At 49.5% G+C, this 25429-nt stretch carries 20 protein-coding genes, 2 tRNA genes and 1 pseudogene; 14 read left to right on the forward strand and 9 right to left on the reverse strand.

Annotated features, from left to right (window positions below; all coding sequences use genetic code 11):
* Window positions 1–9: 9 nt before the first annotated feature.
* From DEF47_RS00265 to DEF47_RS00275, 3 genes are all read right to left on the reverse strand, one after another.
* Window positions 10–273: a DUF8691 family protein gene (locus DEF47_RS00265; protein ID WP_287044897.1), complete on the reverse strand. Its 264-nt coding sequence runs from the start codon at window positions 271–273 to the stop codon at window positions 10–12.
* A 121-nt stretch (window positions 274–394) separates the two neighbouring features.
* Window positions 395–2965 carry a winged helix-turn-helix domain-containing protein gene (locus DEF47_RS00270; RefSeq protein ID WP_287044898.1) on the reverse strand — a complete coding sequence of 857 codons (2571 nt, stop codon included), beginning with the start codon at window positions 2963–2965 and terminating at the stop codon, window positions 395–397.
* Window positions 2966–3095: 130 nt separating this feature from the next.
* On the reverse strand, window positions 3096–4019 hold the full coding sequence (locus DEF47_RS00275; RefSeq protein ID WP_012189057.1) for a GNAT family N-acetyltransferase: 924 nt from the start codon (window positions 4017–4019) through the stop codon (window positions 3096–3098).
* A gap of 124 nt (window positions 4020–4143) precedes the next feature.
* On the opposite strand from DEF47_RS00275, the gene DEF47_RS00280 reads away from it, so the two are divergent.
* The gene (locus DEF47_RS00280) at window positions 4144–4818 is read left to right on the forward strand and encodes an HNH endonuclease (RefSeq protein ID WP_012189058.1); all 675 of its coding nucleotides are present in this window, start codon (window positions 4144–4146) and stop codon (window positions 4816–4818) included.
* A 46-nt stretch (window positions 4819–4864) separates the two neighbouring features.
* On the opposite strand, the gene DEF47_RS00285 is transcribed toward DEF47_RS00280, so the two are convergent.
* Window positions 4865–5650 carry an alpha/beta fold hydrolase gene (locus tag DEF47_RS00285; RefSeq protein WP_012189059.1) on the reverse strand — a complete coding sequence of 262 codons (786 nt, stop codon included), beginning with the start codon at window positions 5648–5650 and terminating at the stop codon, window positions 4865–4867.
* Window positions 5651–5696: 46 nt separating this feature from the next.
* Entirely contained in the window at window positions 5697–6500 is an 804-nt protein-coding gene (locus DEF47_RS00290; RefSeq protein WP_012189060.1) for a DUF899 domain-containing protein, read from the reverse strand.
* 254 nt (window positions 6501–6754) lie between these two features.
* Between DEF47_RS00290 and DEF47_RS00295 the strand changes: the two genes are divergently transcribed.
* From DEF47_RS00295 to DEF47_RS00330, 8 genes are all read left to right on the forward strand, one after another.
* Entirely contained in the window at window positions 6755–7930 is a 1176-nt protein-coding gene (locus DEF47_RS00295; RefSeq protein WP_012189061.1) for an alpha/beta hydrolase, read from the forward strand.
* Between the two features lie 14 nt (window positions 7931–7944).
* Window positions 7945–8574, forward strand: a complete 630-nt coding sequence (locus DEF47_RS00300; RefSeq protein ID WP_012189062.1) for a PNPOx family protein — start codon at window positions 7945–7947, stop codon at window positions 8572–8574.
* 81 nt (window positions 8575–8655) lie between these two features.
* The gene (gene dnaN, locus DEF47_RS00305; RefSeq protein ID WP_012189063.1) at window positions 8656–9801 is read left to right on the forward strand and encodes a DNA polymerase III subunit beta; all 1146 of its coding nucleotides are present in this window, start codon (window positions 8656–8658) and stop codon (window positions 9799–9801) included.
* Window positions 9802–10089: 288 nt separating this feature from the next.
* The gene (locus DEF47_RS00310) at window positions 10090–12216 is read left to right on the forward strand and encodes a serine hydrolase domain-containing protein (RefSeq protein ID WP_287044899.1); all 2127 of its coding nucleotides are present in this window, start codon (window positions 10090–10092) and stop codon (window positions 12214–12216) included.
* 201 nt (window positions 12217–12417) lie between these two features.
* A tRNA-Ser gene (locus DEF47_RS00315) sits at window positions 12418–12507 on the forward strand.
* A gap of 10 nt (window positions 12508–12517) precedes the next feature.
* Window positions 12518–12607: transfer RNA gene (locus tag DEF47_RS00320), tRNA-Ser, on the forward strand.
* Window positions 12608–12714: 107 nt separating this feature from the next.
* Window positions 12715–14490: a right-handed parallel beta-helix repeat-containing protein gene (locus DEF47_RS00325; protein WP_287044900.1), complete on the forward strand. Its 1776-nt coding sequence runs from the start codon at window positions 12715–12717 to the stop codon at window positions 14488–14490.
* Window positions 14491–14554: 64 nt separating this feature from the next.
* Window positions 14555–15196, forward strand: a complete 642-nt coding sequence (locus DEF47_RS00330; protein ID WP_012189066.1) for a hypothetical protein — start codon at window positions 14555–14557, stop codon at window positions 15194–15196.
* Between the two features lie 12 nt (window positions 15197–15208).
* On the opposite strand, the gene DEF47_RS00335 is transcribed toward DEF47_RS00330, so the two are convergent.
* From DEF47_RS00335 to DEF47_RS00345, 3 genes are all read right to left on the reverse strand, one after another.
* Entirely contained in the window at window positions 15209–15991 is a 783-nt protein-coding gene (locus tag DEF47_RS00335; RefSeq protein WP_012189067.1) for a tryptophan 2,3-dioxygenase, read from the reverse strand.
* 127 nt (window positions 15992–16118) lie between these two features.
* The gene (locus DEF47_RS00340; RefSeq protein WP_012189068.1) at window positions 16119–18323 is read right to left on the reverse strand and encodes a pectate lyase-like domain-containing protein; all 2205 of its coding nucleotides are present in this window, start codon (window positions 18321–18323) and stop codon (window positions 16119–16121) included.
* A 207-nt stretch (window positions 18324–18530) separates the two neighbouring features.
* Window positions 18531–19187 (reverse strand): winged helix-turn-helix transcriptional regulator, encoded by a 657-nt coding sequence (locus tag DEF47_RS00345; RefSeq protein WP_012189069.1) that lies wholly within the window; start codon window positions 19185–19187, stop codon window positions 18531–18533.
* Window positions 19188–19315: 128 nt separating this feature from the next.
* Between DEF47_RS00345 and DEF47_RS00350 the strand changes: the two genes are divergently transcribed.
* Window positions 19316–19852 (forward strand): dihydrofolate reductase family protein, encoded by a 537-nt coding sequence (locus tag DEF47_RS00350; protein WP_012189070.1) that lies wholly within the window; start codon window positions 19316–19318, stop codon window positions 19850–19852.
* Between the two features lie 6 nt (window positions 19853–19858).
* Window positions 19859–20128, forward strand: coding sequence for a DUF2277 domain-containing protein (locus DEF47_RS00355; RefSeq protein ID WP_012189071.1), 270 nt, complete (start codon window positions 19859–19861; stop codon window positions 20126–20128).
* Between the two features lie 48 nt (window positions 20129–20176).
* On the opposite strand, the gene DEF47_RS00360 is transcribed toward DEF47_RS00355, so the two are convergent.
* Window positions 20177–20737 carry an SH3 domain-containing protein gene (locus DEF47_RS00360; RefSeq protein ID WP_012189072.1) on the reverse strand — a complete coding sequence of 187 codons (561 nt, stop codon included), beginning with the start codon at window positions 20735–20737 and terminating at the stop codon, window positions 20177–20179.
* 184 nt (window positions 20738–20921) lie between these two features.
* Between DEF47_RS00360 and DEF47_RS00365 the strand changes: the two genes are divergently transcribed.
* The 3 genes and pseudogenes from DEF47_RS00365 to DEF47_RS00375 all read left to right on the forward strand — a co-directional run bounded on the left by DEF47_RS00365 (window position 20922) and on the right by DEF47_RS00375 (window position 25429).
* Window positions 20922–21824: a hypothetical protein gene (locus DEF47_RS00365; protein WP_012189073.1), complete on the forward strand. Its 903-nt coding sequence runs from the start codon at window positions 20922–20924 to the stop codon at window positions 21822–21824.
* A gap of 285 nt (window positions 21825–22109) precedes the next feature.
* Entirely contained in the window at window positions 22110–23651 is a 1542-nt protein-coding gene (locus DEF47_RS00370) for a BglG family transcription antiterminator (RefSeq protein WP_012189074.1), read from the forward strand.
* A gap of 353 nt (window positions 23652–24004) precedes the next feature.
* A pseudogene (locus DEF47_RS00375) lies at window positions 24005–25429 on the forward strand (PTS mannitol transporter subunit IIBC).

A 25429-nucleotide genomic window follows, 5' to 3' on the forward strand; every position in this document is an offset into this window, starting at 1 on the left:
GGTTGTTTGTTATTGCTCAGTTGAATCGGATTCGAGCGTGGTTGGCGGCACGGGCATAATTGAAATTAATTGCATGCCCAAATCGCGAATTTTCTTGATCAGGCCATAGAGTGCCGCTTGATCAACGATTGTGCCGACCAGTAAGGTATTGCCGTTGGCATCGAGCGCGATTTGCATGCCCTCAAACCACCCAGCCCAAGCTAGGTTAAGCTGGCCGCGCAGGCAAATTTGATATTGCATTGCTTCGTTTGCTGGTGGGTTTTGATTGGTCATAACTGTCTCAGTTTTTTGGGCACATACCGCGACAAATGTCAACGGCTCAACTGCCAACTAGCATACTCAATTGCTGTGAGCTTGGTTAGACACCAAAGTGTTGTTGTGGTTGAAGTGAAGTTTATTGGTTGAGCAAGCCTAATTCGCGGGCACGCGCCACCGCTTCGGTGCGACGCTGAACCTGAAGTTTCTCGAAAATTCGCCGATTGTGGCCTTTAACCGTATCCAAAGCGAGGTGTAATTGTTGGCAGATCGCTTGATTGGAGTGGCCTTGCGCGATTAAGCTCAATATTTCTAGCTCACGTTGGCTGAGCATTTCAGGCAAGCTTGGAGTTGTGGGATAAAGCTGGGGCATTCGTTCGGTTGTAAAATGAGCTAAGATTTGATTGACATAATTTTTTGAGGAAGTCGTTAAATTGATATGGCTCAACAGATTTTGGATTGCCTGCCCTTGATCGAGGAACACCCGCACAAAACCTTCAGGTTCAGCACTGATTAAGCTTGGTTTGAGCACTTGTTGGGCTTGGGCGTAATCTTCAAGTGCAGCCAACGCTAAACTTTGCAACACTTTAATCCATAAACTTTGATCATGCCAGCTATTGGTTTGGGCGATCGTGAGGGCTGGTTGTAACAGCGCCAAGGCTGCGCTTGGTTGCTGTTGCGCCAAAAAGACTTGGGCTTGGCTGATTGGAATCTGATGCGTTTGCGCTATTTGACTCGCTTGTTGTACTTGGCCACGCATTAATCCAATTCGTACTTGCTCGGCGGCGATTTTGGCTGGTTGGGTGGTATGGCGATGCTGGTGGGCGGCAGCGCTGGCCTGCTCTAACAATAAACTTGCTTGGTCAAGCTGATTTTGGGCAATCAACAATCGCGCTTTAATCACATAACAAGCCACCTCGCGATCGGTGTGTTGCAATAATTGAGCTGCTTGCAAGGCTCGTTGATAATGCTGCTCAGCCTGGTCGAGCTGATTCCATTGATAATAAATGCGGGCTAAACCTAGCTCGGCTCCGCAGTTAGCCGCAGGCAAGGCCAATTGACGACTAGCCTCAAGCACCTGTTGGTAGGTTGTGGCCGCGAGTTTGAGCTGATTGTTACTTTCTTGGAGATTGCCCAAGCCGATTGATGCCAACACAACCGTGACCAGATTGCCCGAGCGTTGACCGATGCTAATCGCTTGCTCATAGGCTTGTTTGGCAGCACTGCGCTTGCCTTGCAACTGATAGGCATAGCCCAATTTCCAAACCGTCGAGGTGCGAAACGAGAGATTATCAATCGCGAGATATTCCAAGGCACGTTTGGATTGAGCGATAATTTGGCTTGCATCGTTTTGGCTGAGTGCGAGCGTGCCCCGAATTGCGGCAATTCGCCCAATTAAATCGTGTAATTTAGGCGTTAATGGATGTTGATCGATGGCTTGTTCCGCCGCTTGCAGCCGTTGCTCGATGCCATTCACCTGGCCAGTTGCCAACCAAACTGCGGCTGCTGTAACCCAAAGTGATGGCCGTTGGTTGAGCACGTTGGTTGGTAACGCTTGCAACCAAGCCATAATTGGCAAGAGCGCTCCTTGAAATTGCAGCGGAACCCGTTTACCTTCGATCAAGCGTTCGGCTCGTTCGGTATCGTTGGCGGCGGCGGCATGTTCGAAGGCCTCAAGCTCAAGTTCATTTGCCTCGAACCAAATGCTGGCCTGAATATGTAATTGTTCAAGGCTGGTAGTAGCTTGTTGGGCCAAACTGCGTTGGAGCCGCTGGCGCAACAATTCGCCAAATAAATGATGATAGCGATACCAACGCCGCTCATGATCGAGCGGCACAATAAACATATTGGCCTGTTCAAGCTGTTCGAGCATCTGTTGGCCTGAATTTGTGCCATTGCTAACCAATGCATCACACAACGATCCACACATCCGATTGAGAATTGAGGTCTGCAAAAGAAATTGCTGAACTGCTGGAGTTTGCTGTTGCAAGACTTCTTCCAGCAAATAATCCATCACAAAATGATGGCTACCACTGAACGAAGCGATAAAACGACTGCGATCAGTTTGCTGTTGCATTGAAAGCGCCGCCAATTGTAAGCCAGCGATCCAGCCTTCGGTTCGGTTTTCTAAGGCTGCTACATCAGCAGGACTTAGCGCTAAACCCATCGCTTGATTAAGAAAAAGTTGGGCTTCGTCGAGGCTAAATCGTAGATCAGCGCTGCGCAGTTCGTGCAATTGGCCGCGTGCACGGAGCCGTGCCAAGGGCAAATTGGGATCTTCGCGAGTAGCAATGATCAAGCGCAACGAAGCTGGCAAGTGTTCCAGTAAAAAGCTGAGGGCTTGATCGATCGCATGGTTTTCGATCACATGATAATCGTCAAGTACCAAACTAACCGAGCTGCCAACAACGCTTAATTCGTTGATCAAGTTCGTCAGCGCTTGTTCGATAGCTGGCGGTTGGGTGTGAATTAATCTTAAACTTGCCGAACTTAATGTTGGAATCAGCGTTTGCAAGGCATGCACGAAATAACTGAAAAAGCGACTTGGGTCATTATCGCGTTCGTCGAGCGCCAACCACGCCATTGGGCGTTGGCTTGTGGCATGCCAAGCGCTGAGCAAGCTACTTTTGCCAAAACCGGCTGGAGCCGAAATCAAATTCAGGCTGGCATGACTGGCAGCATCTAAACGTTGAATTAAATGCGATCGCATCACCCCATTTGGGCGAAGCTGCGGAATGTGTAGCTTGGTGGCAAGAATTGGTATTGGCATGGCTCAATTATAGAATGGCATTTTGCTCCGTCAATCCTCTAACGAGCCACAGAGTATTAGCATTGATGAACTAGGCTGCATAATCTTTGCGATACACCAAGGCATGCGCATGAATTGCAAAACCAACAGTTTCGTATAAATTAAAGGCTGCTCCGCGATAATTATCGGTCTCGACGAAGATCTGTTCGGCTCCGAGGGCTAGCATGCGCCGGAAGTTTTCAGCAAGTAAGGCTTGGGCAACGCCCTGCTGCCGCAGATCCGCTCGCACTCCAAGCGGCTCGATTTGACCACTAGGCTGTCCACCAAAGCCTTGTTGATTGAACCAGCCGATGCAAAAGCCAGCCAAAGCGCCAGTTTGATCGACGGCTACTAAATCTAATTCAGCGCGATAGCTTGGCTGTTTGAGCGTGTTGGCTCGCCAGCCTTCGGTCATGCTGGTGCTTTCAAAAACCGCTCGATGCAAACTGGTATAGGCAGCGATTTCAGTCATTCCTGCAAGTGTCCGAATGCTAATACCTGTGGACAAAGAAACAGGGCTTGGATCTTGGTTGCCACGCCGAAATAGATATTTCGACCACGGGTCTTGTTCAACAGCACTTTGATCAGCGAACCCTTGGGACGTTAGCACTTCGCGTAATTCGTGTTGATGCTCAAAAACACTCACAAACCAGGCTGGTCGGGCATGTTTTGTACCAATTAATGATTGTGCTCGCTGATCGGCCCATTCGAGCATTGCGCGATATAAACTAAGCGGTGTATCTGGATGCCAAACCAAATCGATCATCCAAAATGGTACTTGCAACGCAGCCCAACCGACGATTTGGCCTGTGTCCGTCTGCCAAATAGCAATATTGGCGGGGTCATCAAGTGTCCACGAACTTAGGCGATAAGGCAGATCGATGCTTCGCATGTGTTGATCGGGGTTGGCACTAGCTAAGGCGAGCATTGCAGATTGGTCGTGCTCAGGCTGAAAAGCCCGCTGAATAAGGTGCATAATGAACTCCTTTGGAGTTTCTGGGCTAATTGATCTTAGAATAGATCCATTATGCTGCTATGATCGCAGGTATCGCATCATTCAAGCGACTGATCGTAAGTTCAGTATTAGGGAGTGATCGACGATGAGTTATCAAGTTTTTGACAATGGGGATGATGAGAAATATTTTCGGTGGATGGAGCAACATTTAGATGGGTTTATTTTGAATGTTGAGCGCGTTTCTAAATCATTACCTGTGGTATTGCATTGCTCGAATTGTGGCCATATTCGGCGTGGATTGGCTGAAGGTGCATTTACTGGGCGTGACCAGATTAAAATTGCGGCGTTTGTGGTTGATGAATTGATTCGATGGCGTAACAAGTATCGTCCAGATGCTACCGTTAAATACTGTAGTGACTGTAAGCCAGCAAAATCTGTTCTTGAGCAATTCTTATTTTATCCTGACGAGCTTGATTCGCAAGTTGAGCTTGATTCACGAGCTGAACTTTGGGAAGGCGCTAAAGTACAAGTTTTGGTTAATCAATATGAACGTAATGCACAGGCTCGCCAACGCGGTATTGCCCAATATGGCACACGTTGTTTGGTTTGTGAGCTTGATTTTGTCGAGCGTTATGGCCCAATTGGCGAAGGTTTCATTCATGTGCATCATATCAAGCCATTAGCCTCGATTAATGCAGGGTATCAGGTTGATCCGATTAACGATCTCCGTCCCGTTTGCCCAAATTGTCACGCCATGCTGCATCGTGGTAAAGAGCAACCGCTAACTATCGAAGAATTACGGGCTTTGCTCAAGCGTTAATCTTGGAAGTTGGGGAGTGTTTTGGGCAAAATACTCCCCAATGATATTAGCTAGCTAAAAATTGATTGATAACTGGCATTAGCAGATCGATGCGGTCGATAATGTTGAAGTGGTTGATATTCGGTAAAATTGCTAACTGCGACTGGCTGCGTTGCTCTGGATCATGGGACTGTGGTCCGCCAAGCAGTTCAAAAAATTCAATCGCATGACGGAGCGGAATGCTATCTGCATCACCTTGGACTACTAAACATGGGCTTTGGAGCTTAGCGACATCGCTGCTCCAATCAAAAGATTGCTTGCCCATTGCCCCTGTTTTGCAAACGAGTTGCACCCAATTAGCCGGATTCGGCGCATATTCCTGATAAAATTTGTAGGGTATTGATTCGACCATTGCTGCTGCCGCAACTTCATCGAGCTGGCCAATGGCCGCGCGGACTGCTGGATACCAGGCAGTATCACGGAATGTTGCGGAGATGACGATCAATTTGCCTACCAACTGCTGATGACGAATGGCAGTTTGGAGTGCAACCCCACCACCTAGCGAGAAACCTACTACATCAACCTGGCTAAAACCAAGATATTGGATTAATGCTGCGACATCATCGGCCATAGCAGCATAACTTAATGGTCGTGGTATATCATTCGTTCGGGCATGGCCTTGAAGTTCAACGCCGATCACTTGATATTGTTCAGCCAGCGCTGGTAGTAAATCTGCAAACATGCCAATTCCACCCAATCCGCCGTGCAACAAAACTAACGGCTGACCGCTGCCATGAATTTCATAGTAGAGCTGAAGATCGTGAATTGGGGCATAGCCACTTTTTACCAACATGTGCCTTACACTCCTTAAATATATCGTGAATGAACTAAGGTATTTGCTAGATTGCGGCTTCGTTCGCTGCGGGTTGGAGATTATCAGCATGACCTTCGGCAACCCGCGACCATTGCGCAATTGGACGATGCGCCAAAGGATTATCGTTCTGGAGTGTGTTTGGCAGACACATGGTGTTATCAAATGGTTGTGGCCAACCTGCTGGTACCTGTTGCCAAACTTCTTGGCGACCATACACCGTCATATCGAGCATCGCGAATGAACTGCCCATCAACTCGCAGCCACGGTCGGTAGTCCAATACGTTTCAAACACGCGATCGCCTTTCCGCAAATAACAAGCCCACATGCCAAAATGGCGACCAGCGATCAAGGTTTCCACTGAGGCTTCAGGAACGGAATACCATGGCATGGTCCAGCCCATAAATTCGCGGTAGCGGTTGCTTGGCTCGAACGGCCCTTGGCACAACACGGCCAGCGTCACATCGCGAGTATGCAGGTAGCCTAATTGGTTGGCATGGCTGATGACCATTGTGCAACCTGGGCATTGTTCAGCGGCGGTTTTGCCCTCGTGCCACATCATATAGGCGACCATCAGTTGCTGGCGACCTTCAAAAGCTTCAATTAGCGGAACCGTTCCGTTTTTGCCAACCAACGGAGTTAATGGATCAAGCTCAACCATCGGCAGGCGGCGACGCTCAGCGGCAATTGCATCAGCCTCGCGAGTATGGGCCTTCTCGCGGCTTCGCAAGCGATCAACGGTCGCTTGGAAATTTGCCCGATCAACAATATTGGGCATGGCGGAAGCGCTGTCTGTGACGAAGGCGATGGGCTGTGGTTCACTCTTGGTCATTATGCTCTCCTTGGGCTATGCAACGATCCGGTGATCAAGCTCGGTTAACCGTAGTGTTTGAATGAAATAAAACATTTGTGCGATTATTCTAGCAAATACACTTTGGAAATGCAAGTGATGGCTTCAAAAAAAGAAGTGCAAATTTAAAACGAAGATTTGTGACAGCATTTGGGCATGATCGTTGCTATAATTCTGGCTCAAAAGGCGGTACAATAACGCCGATCCGCTACAAGCATGGCTGCAAAGGAGCCTGTGTGCGTCTAGCCTTAACCATCATTATTCTGCCGATTGTGCTGCTGGCCTTGGCAAGCGCCGCGATGTTGGTCTTGCCAGCTCCCAATTTTATTTTTTTCCAGCTAGGAATTGCCGCCCAAGAATGGGCACCATGGTTTTTACTGGTCTTATTGGTTAGTCTGGGGTTGTTGTTTGGCTTTGCGCCGCCCACTGGCTTGGCTCGTTTGCTCAATCGACTAGTTGGTTTTGGAGCGATGCTGAGTTTTATTGTGATTGCTGGGATGTTGGTGCGTGGACTAATGACCGATCTGCGAGTGCGTTCGAATCAGCCGACGGTGGTTGCAGCTGGGCCTGGTACATTTCGGCTTAGCCAATTTGCCTTGGGTGATCCTGCGCCGCAAGGCCTGCTGCGTGAGCAAAACACCGTTTATGCTGAGGTTGCAGGTGAATCGTTGTTGGTTGATGTGTATGTGCCGCCGACTGCGCCAGTCAATGCTCCAGCCTTAATTGTGGTGCATGGTGGCTCATGGCGCGGTGGCACGAAAGGCGATATTCCTGCTTGGAATCGTTGGGCCGCTGGTCAAGGCTATGTGGTATTTGATGTCAGCTATCGTTTAGCGCCCCAAGCTCAGTTTCCGGCAGCAGTCAGCGATGTTAAATGTGCAATTGGCTATGTGCGCCGCAACGCCGAGCAATTCGGGATCGATCCCCAGCGCTTGGGGTTGGTTGGGCGTTCAGCCGGAGCACAATTGGTGCTGATTGCGGCCTATTCCGATGCCACAATTGCTCCAAGTTGTGATGCACCTGATACCAGCGTGCGAGCGGTGGTCAGCTATTACGCCCCGACGCGGCTTGATTATTACAATGTGATCAAGCCTGAATTAGCGCCTGGCGCGTTGGATGATTACCTTGGTGGGCCGCCCGAAGCTCATGCTGAAGCCTATCGTCAAGCTCGCCCAGCCAATTGGGTCGGTCAAAATACCCCAGCCACTTTGTTGTTGCACGGCGGGCGTGATCAATTTATTCGTCCAATTGACGCTGATCTGATGGCTGATGCCTTGGAGCAAGCTAACCGCCCATTTACCATGATTGAATTACCCTTGGCCAATCATGGCTTTGATTTCAACTTAAATGGCGTGAGTAACCAGCAAGTGCAGCCTTACGTGGCTCAATTTTTGGCCGAAGCGTTGCAATAATCAGGAGCTAGCCTATGAATGAATCTGTCTATAAACTACTCGATTTTAGCCAGCCCGTAACTTTTGAACTGCTTTTGCAACATGCTTGGCAGTTGATTGCCGATGCAGTCCATGATCGCAATGATCCAATGCATACGCCAGTTTTTGGCACAAACGACGAGCATGGCAGCGATCAGCGGGTGGTGGTGTTACGCGGCTTTGATCCGACGACGCGGCGTTTGTGGTTTCATAGCGATTTGCGTTCGCCCAAAATTGCCGTGTTGCAGCGCGATCCACGGGTCAGTTGGTTGCTCTATCATCCGACGGCGCGGTTGCAACTGCGCCTGCGCGGCTTGGCTGAAGTGCATATCAACGATACATTGGTTGATACGGCTTGGCAGAATAGCGCAGTCCTTGGGCGACGCTGCTATTGTGGGATTGCGCCAGGCCAAATTAGTGCTGAGCCAAATCATGGCCTTAACCAAGAATTGCTTGATCGTCAGCCAACCTTGGCCGAAAGTGAAGTGGGTCGCGCCAATTTTTGTGTTATTTCAAGCACAATTAGCAATTTGGATTGGTTGCAACTCCAATTTACTGGCAACTATCGTGCCCAATTTGCTTGGGCTGACGATGGTTCGTACACTTCCCAATGGGTCACACCTTAGAACGAGTATGCTATAATAACGAGCTAGTTCATTTTAGCGATGTTATGGTTGCCGCATCGCGGCAAGGAGACCGAGTTTTCTATGCGCCTAGCGTGTTTACAAGAAAATCTAAAGCGTGGTTTAGCCTTGGCAGGCCATGCTGTTGCAGGCCGCTCTAGCTTGCCTGTACTTGCAAATATTTTGTTGGCAACCGAAAGTGGTCGGCTGAAATTGGCTGGAAATAATCTCGAAATTGGCATTACCGCACTCGTCGGCGCAAAAGTCGATGAAGATGGGGCGATTACGATTCCAGCCAAATTATTATCGGATTTAGTTGGCAATTTGCCCAATGATACCGTCGAATTAGAAGTTGATCCACGGACGCAAACCTTAACTGTGACATGCCGTGGCACCAAAGCCAATATCAAAGGCATCGATGCTGATGAATTTCCGGCGATGGCTGTGCCTGGTAATGAGCCAGTGCTGGCCTATCTACCACCTGAGCTTTTGCGCAAGGTTGTTAGCCAAGTAGAGGTAGCAGCAGCGGCTGAAAATACCAATCCCAATCCAATTTTGCAAGGTGTGCTGATTCGTTTGAGTGGCACCCAAGCGACCTTTGCCGCGATTGACGGCTATCGTTTAGCGGTGCGCACGATCGAATTACCTGAACCAGCCGCTTACGATACCGAATTGGTGATTCCTTCTAGGGCTATGGCTGAACTGGGCCGCACCCTTGGCGATAGCGAAACCCCAATTGCCATGAGTATTACGTCCAATGGTGGGCAAGTTATTTTTCATAGCGATACTGTTGATTTTGTTTCGCGGGTGATCGACGGCAAGTTCCCCGATTACGAGCGCTTTGTGCCACCAGCCAGCAATACCTCAACCCGCAGCGTGATTTCAACTGCTGAATTTAGCCGCGCTGTCAAACGGATTGCACTGTTCTCGCAGGCTGCTGGCAACATCGTGACCTTGACGATGGAACGCGGCGATGGCAGCGAACCTGGGCGTTTGCTCTTGAATGCTAATGCTGCAGAAATTGGTGAATCGGTCGAGGCCATTAGCGCCTTAATTGATGGCGATGATGGCAAATTGGCCTTGAATGTGCGCTATTTGCAAGAAGCACTTGGCGCAATCGACACCGATCAAGTAGCTTTGGAAACCCAAACTCCCAACTCACCAGGCGTATTTCGGCCAATTGGCGGCGATGAATACCTGCACTTGGTGATGCCGATGCGTATTCCCTAAATTGGCAATCTATAGGATTTAAGCAAGTAGCTGTGAGGCTGCTTGCTTTTTCGTTATGCGTAAGTTGTGCTCCATGATGAGTCAGATGAGTCAAGCTCGATCTTTGGTACGAGCAGCTACCTGTTGAATTGAGCAATTGAGCTTGGCTTTTGGGCGAGTTTAATTCAGTATTATTAACCTAGGCTCAACCCGACCAACCAACTATCCTAACAGCAATCACTCCAATCATTCTAAACATTCTTTTGAAAGTAAGTGATTGTTGTAATATGTTAGGTTGAAAGGTTGTGTATGATGAATGTTGCGAAATTCTTGCCACGCTGGCAACGCTGGATTTTGCTGACCGGAATGGCCGCAGTTCTTTTGGCTAGTTGTACGAATGCTACCAGCCAACCCACCGTTACCAGTGCATTAACCGCCACTCCTGCGCCAACCAGCCTGAGTGCGGCAACTGCCGAACCAACTGCTGCCACCACTGTCACCGCAGCGCCAACTAAGGCCAGCGCAGGTGTCGAAAGCAGTAGTATCTATACCAGCACGAGTCAATTATTCTCAGTGCCGATTCCCACTAATTGGCAACTTGAGGAACAAGCTGGTATTGTGCGGCTGAACGATCCCGATCAAAAAATTACGATTGCCCTGCTGAGTGTTGAAGAAGCCGATTTGGCCAAGGCGATTGAATTAGGCTGGCAGCAAGCCGACCCAAGTTTTACGCTTACCCCCGATGATAGCCAAGAAATGCCAGCGCCAAATGGTGTGGAAAAAGCCTTAGTTGCGGCATATGACACCAAGAACACGGCTCAAACGACGATTGCCTTGGCCCAATTACATGAAGGCATGGCGTATTTGATGCTGGTGCAAGGCGAAAATACCACAATTGCCAAGCGTCAATCGCAAGTTGGCATTATTCAATCGGGCTTTACGATTTTGGCGCTCAATCAAACCACGCTTAGCGCTGATCAACGGGTCGATGTTGGGCCAGAACTGATCAGCGAATTAGAAAGCTTTATCCAAGCCGAACAAGCCGAATATAAAATTCCTGGCGTGAGTGTGGCGATTGTCCAAGATGGTCAAATTGTCTATAGCAAGGGTTTTGGCGTGCGTGATGTTGTTTCGCAAGCCCCCATGGATGCTGATACCCAGATGATGATTGGCTCAACTGGCAAGAGCTTAACGACCTTATTAATGGCAACTTTGGTCGATCAAGGCAAGCTGGATTGGGATACCCCGGTTGTCGAGTTATTGCCCAATTTCAAGGTCAAAGATCCGGAAATTACCAAGCAAATCACGGTGCGCCATTTGGTTTGTGCCTGTACTGGCGTGCCACGCCGTGATTATGAGATGATTTTCAATGCTGAGGATTTGGATGCCCAAGGCATTATCGCTTCGGTTGCTGATTTTGAGTTCTTTACCGATTTTGGCGAAGCTTTTCAATATAGCAATCAGATGGTGGCGATTGGCGGCTTTGCGGCAGCGGCGGCCAGTGGCGGCGAGCTAACGCAGCTTGATCAAACCTTTGCTCAAGCATTAACCGAACGGGTGCTCAAACCAATGGGTATGAACAGCACCACGCTTGATCAAGCAGCCGTTGAGGCCAGCCCTAACCATGCGCTGCCCCATGGCTTGGATTTGGTCAACGCAACCTACCAAACCTTGCCAATCAGCATGGAATTTGCGATCAAAGGAGTAGCTCCAGCAGGCGCAACCGAGTGGTCAACTGCCAACGATATGGGCAATTATCTGATTACCCTGCTCAATCATGGCATTACGCCTAGTGGTCAACGCTTAGTTTCCGACGAAAATTTAGCTGTGTTGTGGGAGCCGCAAATTGCCATCGATGCTAAATCGAGCTATGGGCTTGGTTGGATGATCAGCGACTACCATGGCTTGGAATTTATTGCTCACGGCGGTACGACCTTTGGTTTCTCATCAGAGTTTGCCTTTATTCCAGAGGCCAACATTGGGATTGTGGTGTTGACTAATGGCCAATACGCCAACCATATTGCTACAAGTATTAGCGACCGCTACTTTGAATTAGCCTTTGATCAGCCAAGCAAGGCTGCTGAAACCTCAGCCTACACTGCTCAAAGCATCGAACAATCGTTGGGCGAAATCGCCAAAAATATCGTGCCTGAGCTGGATTTGGCGAGCGTTGAGCCATTGTTGGGCAGCTATACCAATGCCGCCTTGGGTGATGTGAGTTTGCTACTCAGTGGCGAGGAATTGTGGCTGGATATTGGTGCAATTCAGACCCAATTCAAGCCAGTCTTGAACGAACAAGGCCAGCCAGATGGCTATCTCTCAGTAACGCCACCGTTTACTGGAATTCCCTTCAAAACCGGAGTTGATGCCAATAACCAACCAACCTTGACCATGGATCTTGGCAGCGAAACCTATCTCTTTACCCGTAAACCATAAACTAAGCCACAACCGCCCAGCTAGTAGCAGAAGCCTAGCTGGGCGATAATTGAGCTTCAGTGACCAAAATACCCTAAAAGAATTATTTACGCTTGTTTACATTACATGAATTCCACGAAGGAAGCCAGAACCGTCGAATTTGACAAACAAGCCTATCGCTGCTATACTTACGCCTCGTAACAACTGAATGAGATTTCGTCCGGAGCAGTGGCCGAGCGGTTGAAGGCGACTGTCTTGAAAATAGTTAGGGTGTCAAAGCCCTCGTGGGTTCGAATCCCACCTGCTCCTCCACCATAGATACGGGAAGGTGGCTGAGTGGACGAAAGCAACGGTTTGCTAAACCGTCGAGGGGTCACACCCTCCGAGGGTTCGAATCCCTCCCTTCCCGCCAAACAACAACGTGAGTATCCCTCACGTTGTTTTGTTTTAACTTCCGCAATTGCATGCTATAATCCTGCCCTTATTGCCTAACCATTATTAATTTTTAAGGAGGCAGGCTTGAAATCTATTCTTATGGCTCTTTTTCTGGGGTTGTTGTTGGCCCAAGTTGGCGTAGCCGCACCGCAAAGTGCGGTTGTGGCAGGCGAATTACGCGCCGACGCGACATTTAGCCACATTGGAGTCTCGTGGGCGATTAGCGGCGATACCAATCGCAATAGTACGCTAACCTTGGAATATCGTTTGGTTGGTAGCTCAACTTGGCGAGCTGCTGCTCCAGCCATGCGAGCCAATCCTAGCACGATTGTTGAGGGCGTAGCGCTCAATCGCAATTATCACGCCGCCAGCGCAATGTGGCTCAGCGATGGCGAAGAGTATGAATTACGGGCCACTTTAACCGATCCCGATGGCGGTAACACAACCCGCACGATCACCAAACGTACCCGTAGCCTTGCCGATTTTGGCCCAACTGTGCGCACACGCTTTGTGGTTCCTGGCAATGGCGGTGGTGATGGTACGCTCAATAATCCATATCAAGGCATCCAAACCGCAGTCGATAATGCTGAACCAGGCGATACCTTCACCTTGGCAGCCGGAACCTATCAGCCCTTCCAGATTCTGGCCAGCGGCACGCAAGCCCAACCAATTCGGATCAGCGGGCCGCTCAATCGCAAGGCGATTATTGATGGAGCCAATACGACCCGTGGTGTTGTCACGCTTGGCGAGAGCAATCAAACCCTTGGCTTTGTGATTTTGGAGAACTTGACGATTCAAAACGGTGCTTGGGGCATCGATGCCCAACATACGCACGATATTCTGATTAGCCGTAATGTGATTCGTGATGTTGGCTTTGGCATTTACAACCGTCGCCAAACCCATCAAGAATACAACCAAACCGTGATCGATAATGTGATTACTGGCCGCACGACCTGGCCAGGCACAGGCATTCCCAGCGAGCGTGGCCTCGATTTACGTGGTACTGGCAATGTGGTGGCCTATAACAGCGTGATGAATTTTGGTGATTGTATCTCGGTGCAGCCGTGGAATGCCCAAAGCAGCTATGGCCAAGATATTTACCATAACGAAGCGGCATTTTGTGTTGATGATGGAATTGAGATCGATTATAACCAAGCTAATACGCGAGTTTGGAATAATCGGGTGACCAATGCTCGCACTGGGGTCAGCATTCAGCCAATTTATGGCGGGCCAGCTTACATGTTTCGCAATAACTTTTTTAATATTGCTGGTGCGCCCTTCAAATTGCACAATCAACCAACTGGCTTGTTTATCGCCCACAATAGCTCGGCACGAATCGGCAATGCGCTGAGTGATGATGGTCAGCAGTGGCGCAATACCATTATTCGCAATAATTTCATGCTTGGCACACGCTATGCCTTTGAGTTTATGACGATTGCCGACGAAGGCTTTCGCGATGTCGATTACAACGGCTGGGGAACCAACCACGCCAGCGATTCGCCTTCAGCACCTGATTTTAAATGGAATAATGAACGTTATTTGCGGTTGAGCAATTTGCAACAAATTGGGGTTGAAACCCATGGCGTAACCGTGAGTTTCAATGATGTCTATAATGCCACGCTGCCAGCCTCGGTCGATGTGGCCTCGCCGATTGGCGAAGCCGATTTACGTTTGCAAAACAGCTCGGTGGCGATTAATAAAGGTGCAGTAATTGCCAACCTCAATGATCCATTTGTCACCGATGGTCAGCCCGATTTAGGTGCGTTTGAATTGGGCAAGCCGCTGCCGCACTATGGCCCACGCATCGATTATCAAATTCCAAGCAATATTCGGGTTTACCTGCCATTAGCTCGGCGTTAATCTGACACAATAACGTCCTGATCTACGAAGAATCAGGGCATTTTTACTTTTTGAGGTCTACGTGATGCAAACACCATCGAAACTGGCCTATATTCCGTTGTTTAATCTTGTGAAATGGTGGCAAGCCCTCAATATGTTGGTTGTTGGCTCTGATCGGCTTGGCGCAGCGATCGTTGAGGAGTATCGAGCAACTGCTACCCATGATTTTCTGCGCTATCTGCAACACAGTGGCTTGATCAGCGAATTACGGCATAGCTGCGCTGATCTACGCTTTTTTATTGGGCAACAGCTACCAACAGGTTTAGAAAAACCAAATCCTGATTACCATGATCTTTTGGAATTGCTTTCGACAGAGCTGGGCTATTTTTGGAATGAGCATCCGCCGCAAGCGCCTCGCCCCAATCATGCCACTCTTCCACTCTATAAATTATGGCAATGGTGGCACACGTTGACCATGATTGTGGCAGCTTTTGAGCAATTGCCTGACCAGACAGAAGCCAGCGATCAAACCTTGAATGAGCAAGGCTTGATCGATTATTTAACCCAAACTGGCTTATTTTTAGCCTGTGGCCAGATTCGCTACGATTTAAACATAGTGCTAGCGCAGCACGATTTGAGTTTTAGCAACCCATATGAACTTGATCATGCTGGCTTGTTTGGCCAAATTGCTGTCCGTTTGGGTTATGCTTGGCAGGCTCCGCAATAGGCAACTAGTTAATTACAAATCGGCACGAATCGCCCACAAATCGGGGAAGAATGGCTTGATCGTGCTGGCAAGATAGGCCGCACCGCTTGAACCACCAGTGCCTTGTTTCATGCCAATCGTGCGTTCCACCATTTTAACATGGCGATAGCGCCACTCCTGAAAGCCCTCGTCGAGGTCGATCAACCGTTCGCAGAGGTTGCTGACCAAAGGATTTTGGCGATACACCGTGATCAAGATCGTTTGAATTGCGGGTGATGCTACAAGCGATTGGGTGACATCACGCCCGATTTGCTCGCTGGGAATCGCATAGCCATTCAGCTGTAGATAGTGTAAAAAGCTATCCCACAGGCTTGGTTCTTGGTAGCGCTGTTCGAGCCGTTCATGGCTTGGTAATGCGGCAAAATGTTGCAAAATTGCTGGGCGTTTGTAGCCGAGCACAAACTCAATTTCGCGAAATTGCAATGATTGAAAACCGCTGGCCGATTCAAGCGAGCCACGAAAGGCATTGAATTGCAGGGGAGTCATGGTTTCCATCACATCGACTTGGGCCACGATAGTTTTGAGAATGGTCAAAATCCGGCGGATGCTTTGGTTGGCGCGGCCTGTATCGTTGGCTCGCAACAGATCGCACAAATAATCAAGTTCGTGCAAAATTTGCTTAAACCACAACTCATAAACCTGATGAATCACGATGAACAATAATTCATCATGTTCGGGGCCATGGCTGCGGGGCGTTTGTAAATTCAACAGTTCGTCAATTTTTAAATAACTAGCATAGGTTAAGGCCTGAGACATGGCACACTCCTTGGATGCGGCGTTTCAATTGGGGTTGCGGCGCAAGTTTAACACAGGCCTTGATCGTCGTCTACAAAAAACCACCACCTGGCAATCAACCAAGCGGTGGTTTGGGCTACAAAGCGGATTAATTCGGGTAATTGGTTACTTTCGGAGTGTAGGTGACATTTGGTTGGGTTGAGCCACCAGTATTATTAATCACGTTGCTAATGCCGCCATTGGCCCCAATTGCCACTGAAATCATGTTGTGAAAGCGAACATTGAGGTTGTTTGGTGCTTCGATGGCCCGAGCTAGCCAGATGTTAGGGTTGGTGAAAACGCTGTAAATGCCGAGTCCCCAAGCTTCGTGGCTGGTTACATTATCGGCAACTTTGTATGAGGCCCAACCGTTGACTCCCGCTGCACTGCGCCAGCTATCTTGAGTTGGCGGATCGTAGGGAATTTCCGATTGATAGAAGTAGACGCGGCCACCATTGCCTTGCCAAAGTACCTGATATTGTTGATAGTGTTCGACAAACAGGCCGTAGATCGTGACATTATTGCCATTGACGATCACTCCATTGGCACCTGTATTGCTATTCCAGGCCACGCCGTCGCCGTGGTCGGCCCGCCAAACCCAAGTATGGTCAACAATCGTGTCGTGGCTATTAATTCGGAAGCTGGTTGAGGCTTTGCCAGCGGCGGCCCCACCAACGCGGAAAATCACGTCGTGCAAGACAATTGGGTTGGCAGCATGGCTAGCATTACTGCCATTTGGCCCAACTTCCAGCAAAACTGGCGAGTTAATCAGGCCTGCATCAAACAATACGCCAGCGATCGTCACGCCATCAACATCAGCGACAGTCATCGCGGCCAAGCCCGTGGTTGGGCGCAAGGTTGCAAAGCCCAAGCCCAACACCACCGTATTGGGGTTATTCACGCGAATCGTATCATTTAATGCATAGATTCCAGGCGTAAACAATAGATGTTTGCCTGCGGCTAATTGGGCATTGATCGTTGCGGCACTATCGCTTGGTTTGGCGATAAAGAATTGGCTCATGGCGATGGTCGTGCCTGGCGTTGAGCCACCAGCCCATGTGATGCCAGTGCTGTTGGTGCGCAACGAGGGAACCCGCACGCCCCAATTGCCAGCAGCATCGACGGTGACAAATGGCTTTTCACGCACAATCGGGGTTTGGGCAATTTTGGTGTATGGTGGGTTGGGCCAACTGCCTGCTGGCGGGTTGGTCACGCCAACAAACACCATATTCCAGTTTGAGCCAGTCCAGCTGCCCCATTGGGTATTGCGCGAAATCCATTGTTGCTGGGTGCCAGAGTTGACGTTGCCATCAACTAAGACATCCGACATCCAGCCGCCGCTCGACCAACCATTATTTTGATTGAGTTTCATATTGCCGCGAATGTGCATTCGGCGGAATGGCACAGCCTGCGAGACTGCCCATTGCATCGTGCCATTCGAAGGCGTAATCGCAAGGCCTTCAGCGCCGCGCCAGAAATTACAGGTAGCATTATCGTTGCCCAAGTAGGCATTTGAATAAACATTACCGTTGATGTTGACGCTATCCGGCGATGCGCCAACGCCCAGCAATTGGGTATAAAAGCCAACCGGAATGTTCAAGCCGTTATAGGTGCCAGGTTTGAACATCAAGGTATAGCGAGCTGAGCCAAATTGGCTATTTTGCTGAATGCCATAGACATTGTTGATTTGAGCTTGAATCGAAGCAGTTGACATCGATGGATCAAACATCAATACATTCGGGCCAAAATCGGGGGTTGTGCCCGGCGGGGTGGTTGGGTTAGGCGTTGGATTTGTGCCAACCACGCCCCAATTGAAGGTTTCCCAGCCCGAAGCTGTTGGTCGGTTGGCAACCAATGGTGCGTGGGTGCCAAGATTAAGATCGCTGGAAACGAAATTATTATTGCCAATCGAGCGTAATTGCACTTGGCCTGCCGTAACATCGACCCATTGAAATTGTTCCCAACCGCTAATCGTGTTACGGTCGGCAACGAGTGGTGTGTTAGCAAAATTTTGATCAGCTGAAACAAACTTGCCAGTCGCCAACGCCCGCAGGCCAACATAGCCATTGCCAGCATCAACCACCTGAAACTGTTCCCAACCATTGGCAGTATCACGATCAGCAACCAAGGGCGAATTGGCCCCGCGATTGGCATCGGCTGAAACATATTTCCCACTTGAAATTGCCCGCAACCAAATCGTTTGTCCAAGCGGGGCGGCGGCAAATGCCGCTTGAGGAGCCGTCGTGATAAAGGTAAACAAAATGCTACAGGCTAAGCCAACTGCGGCCAATTTACGCCAAAAATGAGTATCCATTCAATTCGTTCCTCCGTGGATAGAACCCAGTTTCATCCTCGAAAACAGCTATCCGACACTGCGCTAGGCGAACTTGTGGAACGGTGACCTGCTCACGGACAAATAAACAACGATAAAAAATCGGTATCGTTTCCGGAAACGATACCGATTATATTAATGGAATTTAAAGGTTTGTCAAGCCCTTAATATTATTAATAAGTATCCAATTTAAGTTGGGGTATTAATTGCACAGCAGGCGAGGAACCGATCGAGGGCCGCTAAATCGCCTTGGATGTGCATCAAACCTTGAGCAACTGCTTGTTGCGGACTGATTGCACCTTGCAAGAGCTGCAAATAAAGCTCGATTGTCGTGTGGATAATCGCATCAGGTTGTTGGCTTGGGCCTTGCTGAATGTGTAATTGGCCATGATCAATCGTGATACTCAGCAATTCGCCATCGACATGCCATTGATAACTTGCGCGAAATTGAGCCAACTCGGGGCGAAAAAAAGTTTTGAGGGTCAAAGCATATGAGCCAATCGTCAAAATATGCACATGCTCGCTGCTTGCAGGCACAAATTGGCTGCCCCATTTGCCCAGCTCGATCAACGTTGGCTCAAGCCCACGGCCTAAATCGGTTAGGCCATAGACCGTTGATCCTGCTGGAGGAGCCAAGACTTGGCGCACGATCATGCCATGCAGTTCAAGATGTTTAAGCCGTTCAGTCAAGAGATTGGTGCTAATGCCAGGCAAGCCGTTCAGTAAATCTTTAAAGCGGCGCGGCCCAGCCACCAACTCACGAATGAGCAGAATCGTCCAACGTTCGCCGAGCAGTTCAAGGGCATAGGCTAGCCCGCAATATTGGTTGTAGCTGCGATTATTCATAAACGTGCTGCAAGTCTGCTTCAAAAAAAGAATTCTTGATTAAGTATACCTGAAATTCAGGCTTGACTTTTTGAAGTAAGGCTTATAAAATAGAAAATGTGTTCTACTGTTGTAAAGGGAATCTACGAATGGGTAAGATTGTATTAGCAATGTTTGTTTCGCTCGATGGTGTGGTCGAAAATCCAGGTTGGTCGATGCCCTATTGGTCTGATGATATTTCGGCTTTCAAAGCTGAAGAATCGGCTGAATGCACGGCGCTGCTTTTAGGCCGCGTGACCTACGAGGGTTTTGCCAAGGCTTGGCCCGAATCCAAAGATGAAGGCGCTGAACATATGAACAACTTGGTGAAATATGTGCCAACCAACACGCTTGAGCAGCCTGAGTGGAATGCGACTTTCTTGAAGGGCGATGTCATTGCGCAAATTCGCCAATTGCGCGAAGAACAAAATTTGTTGATTTATGGCAGCACGGTTTTGGCCGATAGCCTGCTTAAACACAATTTGATCGACGAATATCGCCTGTTGATCTACCCAGTCGTGGTCGGCGAAGGCCAGCGTTTATTTCATCCAGGCACAACCGCAACCCTCAAACTCGTAGAAACCCGCACTATGAGCACTGGCGTGGCGATGTTAAAATATCAACGGATTGAGCAAGCCGCAGAGTGAGGCCGTATGTGTCGCAATATTCGCCCGTTGTTTAACTTTGAGCCACCAGCCACCGAGGCCGAAATTGAAGCCGCTGCGCTGCAATTTGTGCGCAAAATTAGCGGCTTCAACCAGCCTTCGGCAGCCAATCGTGAGGCCTTTGAGGCGGCGGTTGCGGCAATTACGGCCAATACCCAAATGCTCCTAGAAGCATTGCAAACAAGCACTCCCGTCAAAGATCGCGAAGCCGAAAAAGCTAAGGCGCAGGCACGCAATGCACAGCGCTTCAGCAAATAATCATCATGTTAAGCATGCCATGTTACGTCCAGTTTTGATTAACTGGGCTTAACGGCGTGGTCGTGGCTTGCTGGTGGTTGGTGGTTTGGGCTTGGTTGGCCGACTCGTCGCTGCTGGTCGTGATGGACGGCTCGGTTTAGCGGTGGCTCTTGGGCGGCTAATTGCTGGCCGTTGGGTTGCATATGGGCGCTGGGTCGGCAGAATCGTCGGCGATGGTGCAACCATTGCTTGTTCCCAAGGCAATAGTGCTTGTTGCTGGGCCGATAGCTTGAACAAACTGGCATGCATCCAACCTTGATAATCGTTAACTCGTACCTGATACCACAATTGATCGGCACTATTCTGTTGCGCGATAATAATGATCGCAGCTTGAGCATCAACTGTGGTGATGATATCGGCATTAGTGCTTGGGTCGGCACGTAGGTTTGATACTGCACCAACTGAGCCAACCAAAGGTGTTGCTGCTGGCGGAATTGATGTTGGGCGCGGGGTATTCTGCATAATTACCGCTTGGGGAACTGAGGTTGAGACGAGCCGCAATGGGGCTTTGGTCTGCCCACAACCAACCAAAATTAATAAACCAATCCCCAGAAAAAGCTGTTGCCGCATAAAACCCTGATATCTCTAAACAGATGATTCGTGAAGGCTGTACGCCAGTTTTGTCAGAATCGTTACTAACTCAGCCTTCGTGCCCTTCGTGCTCTTCGTGGATCAAAGGCCAAGCCTAAAACAAACTTCTGCCAACAATCGTCCTAGCATTAGCCTAGATCAGGCGCTGTCAAAGGAGATGTCGATGGAAAAACCCTTAAATTATGTGATTTCGTTGCCAGAGCGCACGCTTCGAGCGAGCGCAGCCTTGGTTGGTGGCTTGGTCAACGAGGCCAGCAATGTGATCGTTCCCAAGAGTTTGCGTAATACGCGGCTCTATCAAGTGACCTTTGATCGTTTACTGCGAATTACGATTGAGTTGATTGGCGATGTGCCGAATGTTTATGCTGATCAAAAAATGAGCATCGAAGAACTGACCAAACGCAAATTAGCGGGCAATGCGGTTGAATTGGTCGGCTTTTTGAGCCTTGGTTGGTCGCCATTGTGGCTTTTAGCTGCTGCTTCGGATGTGACGAGCGGCACCAGAACTTATTTGGCAGCGTTAGTTGGCGAGTTGCAACAACGCCAATTATTGCCAGCTGAAGCTAACATCAACTCGGTCGATGCGTTGCTCGAAAGTTTGGAAGGAACCTCAGGTATTGCTGCCGATGCGGTTGATCTGCCGCCACTTGATGTTTCAGCCTTGCGAACTTCGTGGGAAACGATCAAAGCCAATGCTAATAGCTTGCCCGAACCAACTGCTTTGGCCGATACCTTTGATCAATTACGCGAAACCGCTCGCACTGAAGGTCAATCATTGTTGGATGTTTCAGCAGTCGTGGCGACTGGTGCATTACAGGCAGGCTGGAGCTTGGGCAATACGCATATTTTTGAGTATTACCGCGAAGCCTTAACTTCGATTCAAAAAGAAGGTTTGCTTGAATTTGCGCGGCGTGTAACCACTCCCTATTTTTCCCGCGCAGCCAAGCATTTTGACCCCAACGAAGAAACCTATACCGATCGCTTTTTGAATCAGTTGGATGCATCACAACCACCAGCACAGCCCCAAGCAACCGAGATACCCATCGTCAATGAAGAACCAAAGTGAGGTTCCCGCACCCCAACCCCTCTCCCGTTGAACGGGAGAGGGGCTTTTCGCTTGGTGATTTCCTCTTACTCGCTCGGCGGCAGCGGAGGCTGCGGGCAAGGAAATTGATCGTCAAGCCTCAAACGTAGCCCTATTAAATCATCCACTTTTGTATTAATTAAAGTAATAAAAAATGTATTAATAAACCATGATTTAGCGCTTGACAATGGGCTAAAACGCGGCTAGCATACATTAACTCTCTGATTGTAGGGAACCTATTTCGCTCTACGACTATGGGGTAAACGTATGCTGTCGCTGACGACTGCTCAACGTGATCTGTTGTATCTGTTGCTTACCACTGAGACTCCAATCGGGGCTGCGGCACTCGGTCAGTGTCTCCATCTCACACCACGCCAAGTTTCCTATAGTTTACGGAGTATTAAGCTGTGGTTGGCTCGTCGCCATGCCAGTTTGCGCCAAGTGCCTGGGGTTGGCATGCAGCTGATCTGCTCGGCCCAGCAACGTGAACGGCTTTATGCTGAGCTAGAATCGCATGCCAAATTTCAATTAATTCTCACGCCCGAACAACGTGGTCAGCTTTTGGCCTTAGTGCTGTTGATTACCCCCGAACCCTTGACCCTCAACCAACTCCAGCAAGATTTAGCAGTTGCTCGCACGACGGTGCTTAAAGATCTCGATGTCATGGAGATTTGGTTGGCCAGTTTTGGTTTGCAAGTGGTGCGGCGACAACATCGCGGCTGCTGGATCGAAGGCGCTGAGTTGGCGAAACGCCAAGCCTTGGCAGCCTTGTTATGGGGCGATGTGCCCTTTAGTTTGCCAATTATCAGCGTGCAAGCGGGCCTTGGCTTTGATTTTGTGTTGCAACAAGATGCAGCCCTCTTACCGATTATTCAACGGGTCAATAGCTTTTTGCAGGAGCTTGATCTGCCTAAAGCCCAACAGCAGGCGATCTGGGCCGAAGCTGCCTTGAATGCGCGGTTTAGCGATCAGGCAATTAGTTTGCTGGCTTTGGCCTTGGCTTTGCAACAGCAACGGATCAATGCTCAACAGTATCTCCATTGGCATCCCGAAACATTACATTGGCTGGAACAGCAGTTGGTTTGGTCAGTTGCTACGCAATTTGAGCAACATTATGGTTTGCAGGCCAGTGCAACGATCGATCTTGCTGAAATTGCTGGTGTAGCCTTGCAATTGGTGTGTGCTGCCCGCGAACGGCCATGGCCCAATCAGCATGAGACCGATCACGTAACCGTTCGGTTGATCAATGCACTGATTGATTTGATTGCCAGTAGCTACGATGTCGCAGAGCTTGCCAACGATCAGCTTTTGGGTGATGGTTTGGCCGCCTTGATTCCGCCAGCCTGCAATCGCCAGCGCTTTGGTTTGTGGATTCCGACCCATCAATCCAGCGAAACGCAGAGTGAACGTTATGCAACTGAGCGGCGGGTGGCCGATTTAATTGATCGCAAGCTGCTGGCAACGATTGGTGTAGCTTTGCCGATTGATGCCCGTGATGAGCTGATTTTGTTGTTGCGGGCAGCGGTGGTGCGGGCGCGGCCTGTGCAAACCCGCAATATTCTGGTGGTTTGCCCGAGCGGCATGGCCACAACTCAACTGTTGGTAGCACGGCTCAAAGCACGGTTTCCCAAACTGGGTATTTTTGAAGTGCTCTCGATGCGCGAGCTTTCGGCAGAACGTTTAGCCAATGCCGATTTGGTGATTACGACTGCGCCTTTAGCATTGGCTAGTGTGCCAATTGATGTCATCCAAGTGCATCCAATGCTGCACCCAGAAGATATTGCGGCGCTGACCCAGTGGATGGTTTAGCCTGCTAAATCATCGCATTTTGTCGTAATAGCGCAACCAAAAGACAGATTAATAAAATGGGTTTTATGGCTTGACAATGGCCTAAAACGCTTGTACGTTAATAGTACACAAACACATCGAAACCTCTGTCCATCCGGAGCTATCTCCCTCGATTGACAACCTACGATAGGATCGTCGGGCTGGTGTAGGGCACTGCCAGAACACCACGGCGAACCTCTTCTTAGCGGTGTGTGCGATACCGTGGGTGACTGTTGCGCAGATAACAACCCGGGCGTTAGCTGACGAACCACCATTCTGAATCCACGGGGCAATCAACGACGATTAACAATGACTTCAAAGGAGAAACGCCCATCATGCGACAGCATATTCAGCGCTTCGGCAGCTTCTTGGCTGCAATGGTTGTTCCCAATATCGGTGCGTTCATCGCTTGGGGCTTAATCACCGCTCTGTTCATCCCAACTGGTTGGATTCCGAACGAAACTTTTGCCAAGCTCGTTGGCCCAATGATTACTTACCTTTTGCCCACCTTGATTGGTTATACTGGCGGTAAGATGATTCACGATACCCGTGGCGGGGTGGTTGGGGCCGCCGCAACCATGGGTGTAATCGTCGGAGCCGATATTCCAATGTTTATCGGGGCCATGGTCATGGGGCCACTTGGCGGCTACCTGATGAAGAAAATTGACGAATTCCTCGAAGATCGCGTGCCAACTGGCTTTGAAATGTTGGTCAATAACTTCTCGGCAGGCTTCCTTGTGATGGGCTTGGTGCTATTGGCGAATGCGGCGATTGGCCCTGTTGTCCAAGTGTTAAGTGAGGGCTTAGGCTCTGGCGTTCAATTCCTGATCGACTCACGCTTGTTGCCTGTGGCCGATATTATTATTGAACCAGCCAAAGTACTCTTCCTCAATAACGCCATCAATCACGGGATTCTTGGCCCCTTAGGCGTGGCTGAAGTTGGCGAAAATGGTAAAGCGATTCACTTTTTGCTCGAAAGTAACCCCGGCCCTGGCTTAGGCTTGCTCTTGGCCTTCTGGTTTGCTGGCAAAGGCAACCTCAAAGAATCAGCACCAGGTGCTGCAGTAATTCACTTCCTCGGTGGGATTCACGAAATCTATTTCCCCTACATTTTGGCTCGTCCTGTGATGATTGTGGCAATGTGGGCTGGCGGGATCTTAGCCGACCTGTGGTTTGTGATTTTTGATGCAGGTTTGGTTGCTACGCCATCACCTGGCTCGATCTTTGCCTACTTGGCGGTTATTCCACGTGGCGGTCACTTTGCGGTCTTAGGTGGGGTTTTCGTCGGGATTGTTGGCTCGTTTGTGGCTGGCTCGATGTTGCTCAAACTCTTCCCGGGCGAAGAAACTGTGGCAGATGAGCAAACCAGTTCAGAAATGACTGGCACCGCTGCAACCGCCCACTAATTGCGCTTGAATCTCAACTGAAGGAGGTATGTCATGGCTCAATCAATTGCCGCTGCCGATGTTACAACGATTGTGTTTGCCTGTGAAGCAGGCATTGGCTCAAGTTTTATGGGTGTTACGGCACTCAAAAAGAAACTCAAACAAGCCAATTTGAGCATCACGGTGGTGCATAAATCGGTGCGCTCGTTGCCAACCGATGCCAAGCTGGTGTTGGTGCACAAAGGCTTAGCCGATTTTGCGCGGAAGCAAGCGCCTAATGCCGTCGTGATTGCCTTTACCCAATTCCTCAATGATCCTGTGTTTGATCAAGTGGTTCAAAGCTTGCAGGATGGCACTGATCTTGTGGAGGCCTAA

Source organism: Herpetosiphon sp. (assembly GCF_003512625.1).
Lineage (GTDB): Bacteria > Chloroflexota > Chloroflexia > Chloroflexales > Herpetosiphonaceae > Herpetosiphon > Herpetosiphon aurantiacus.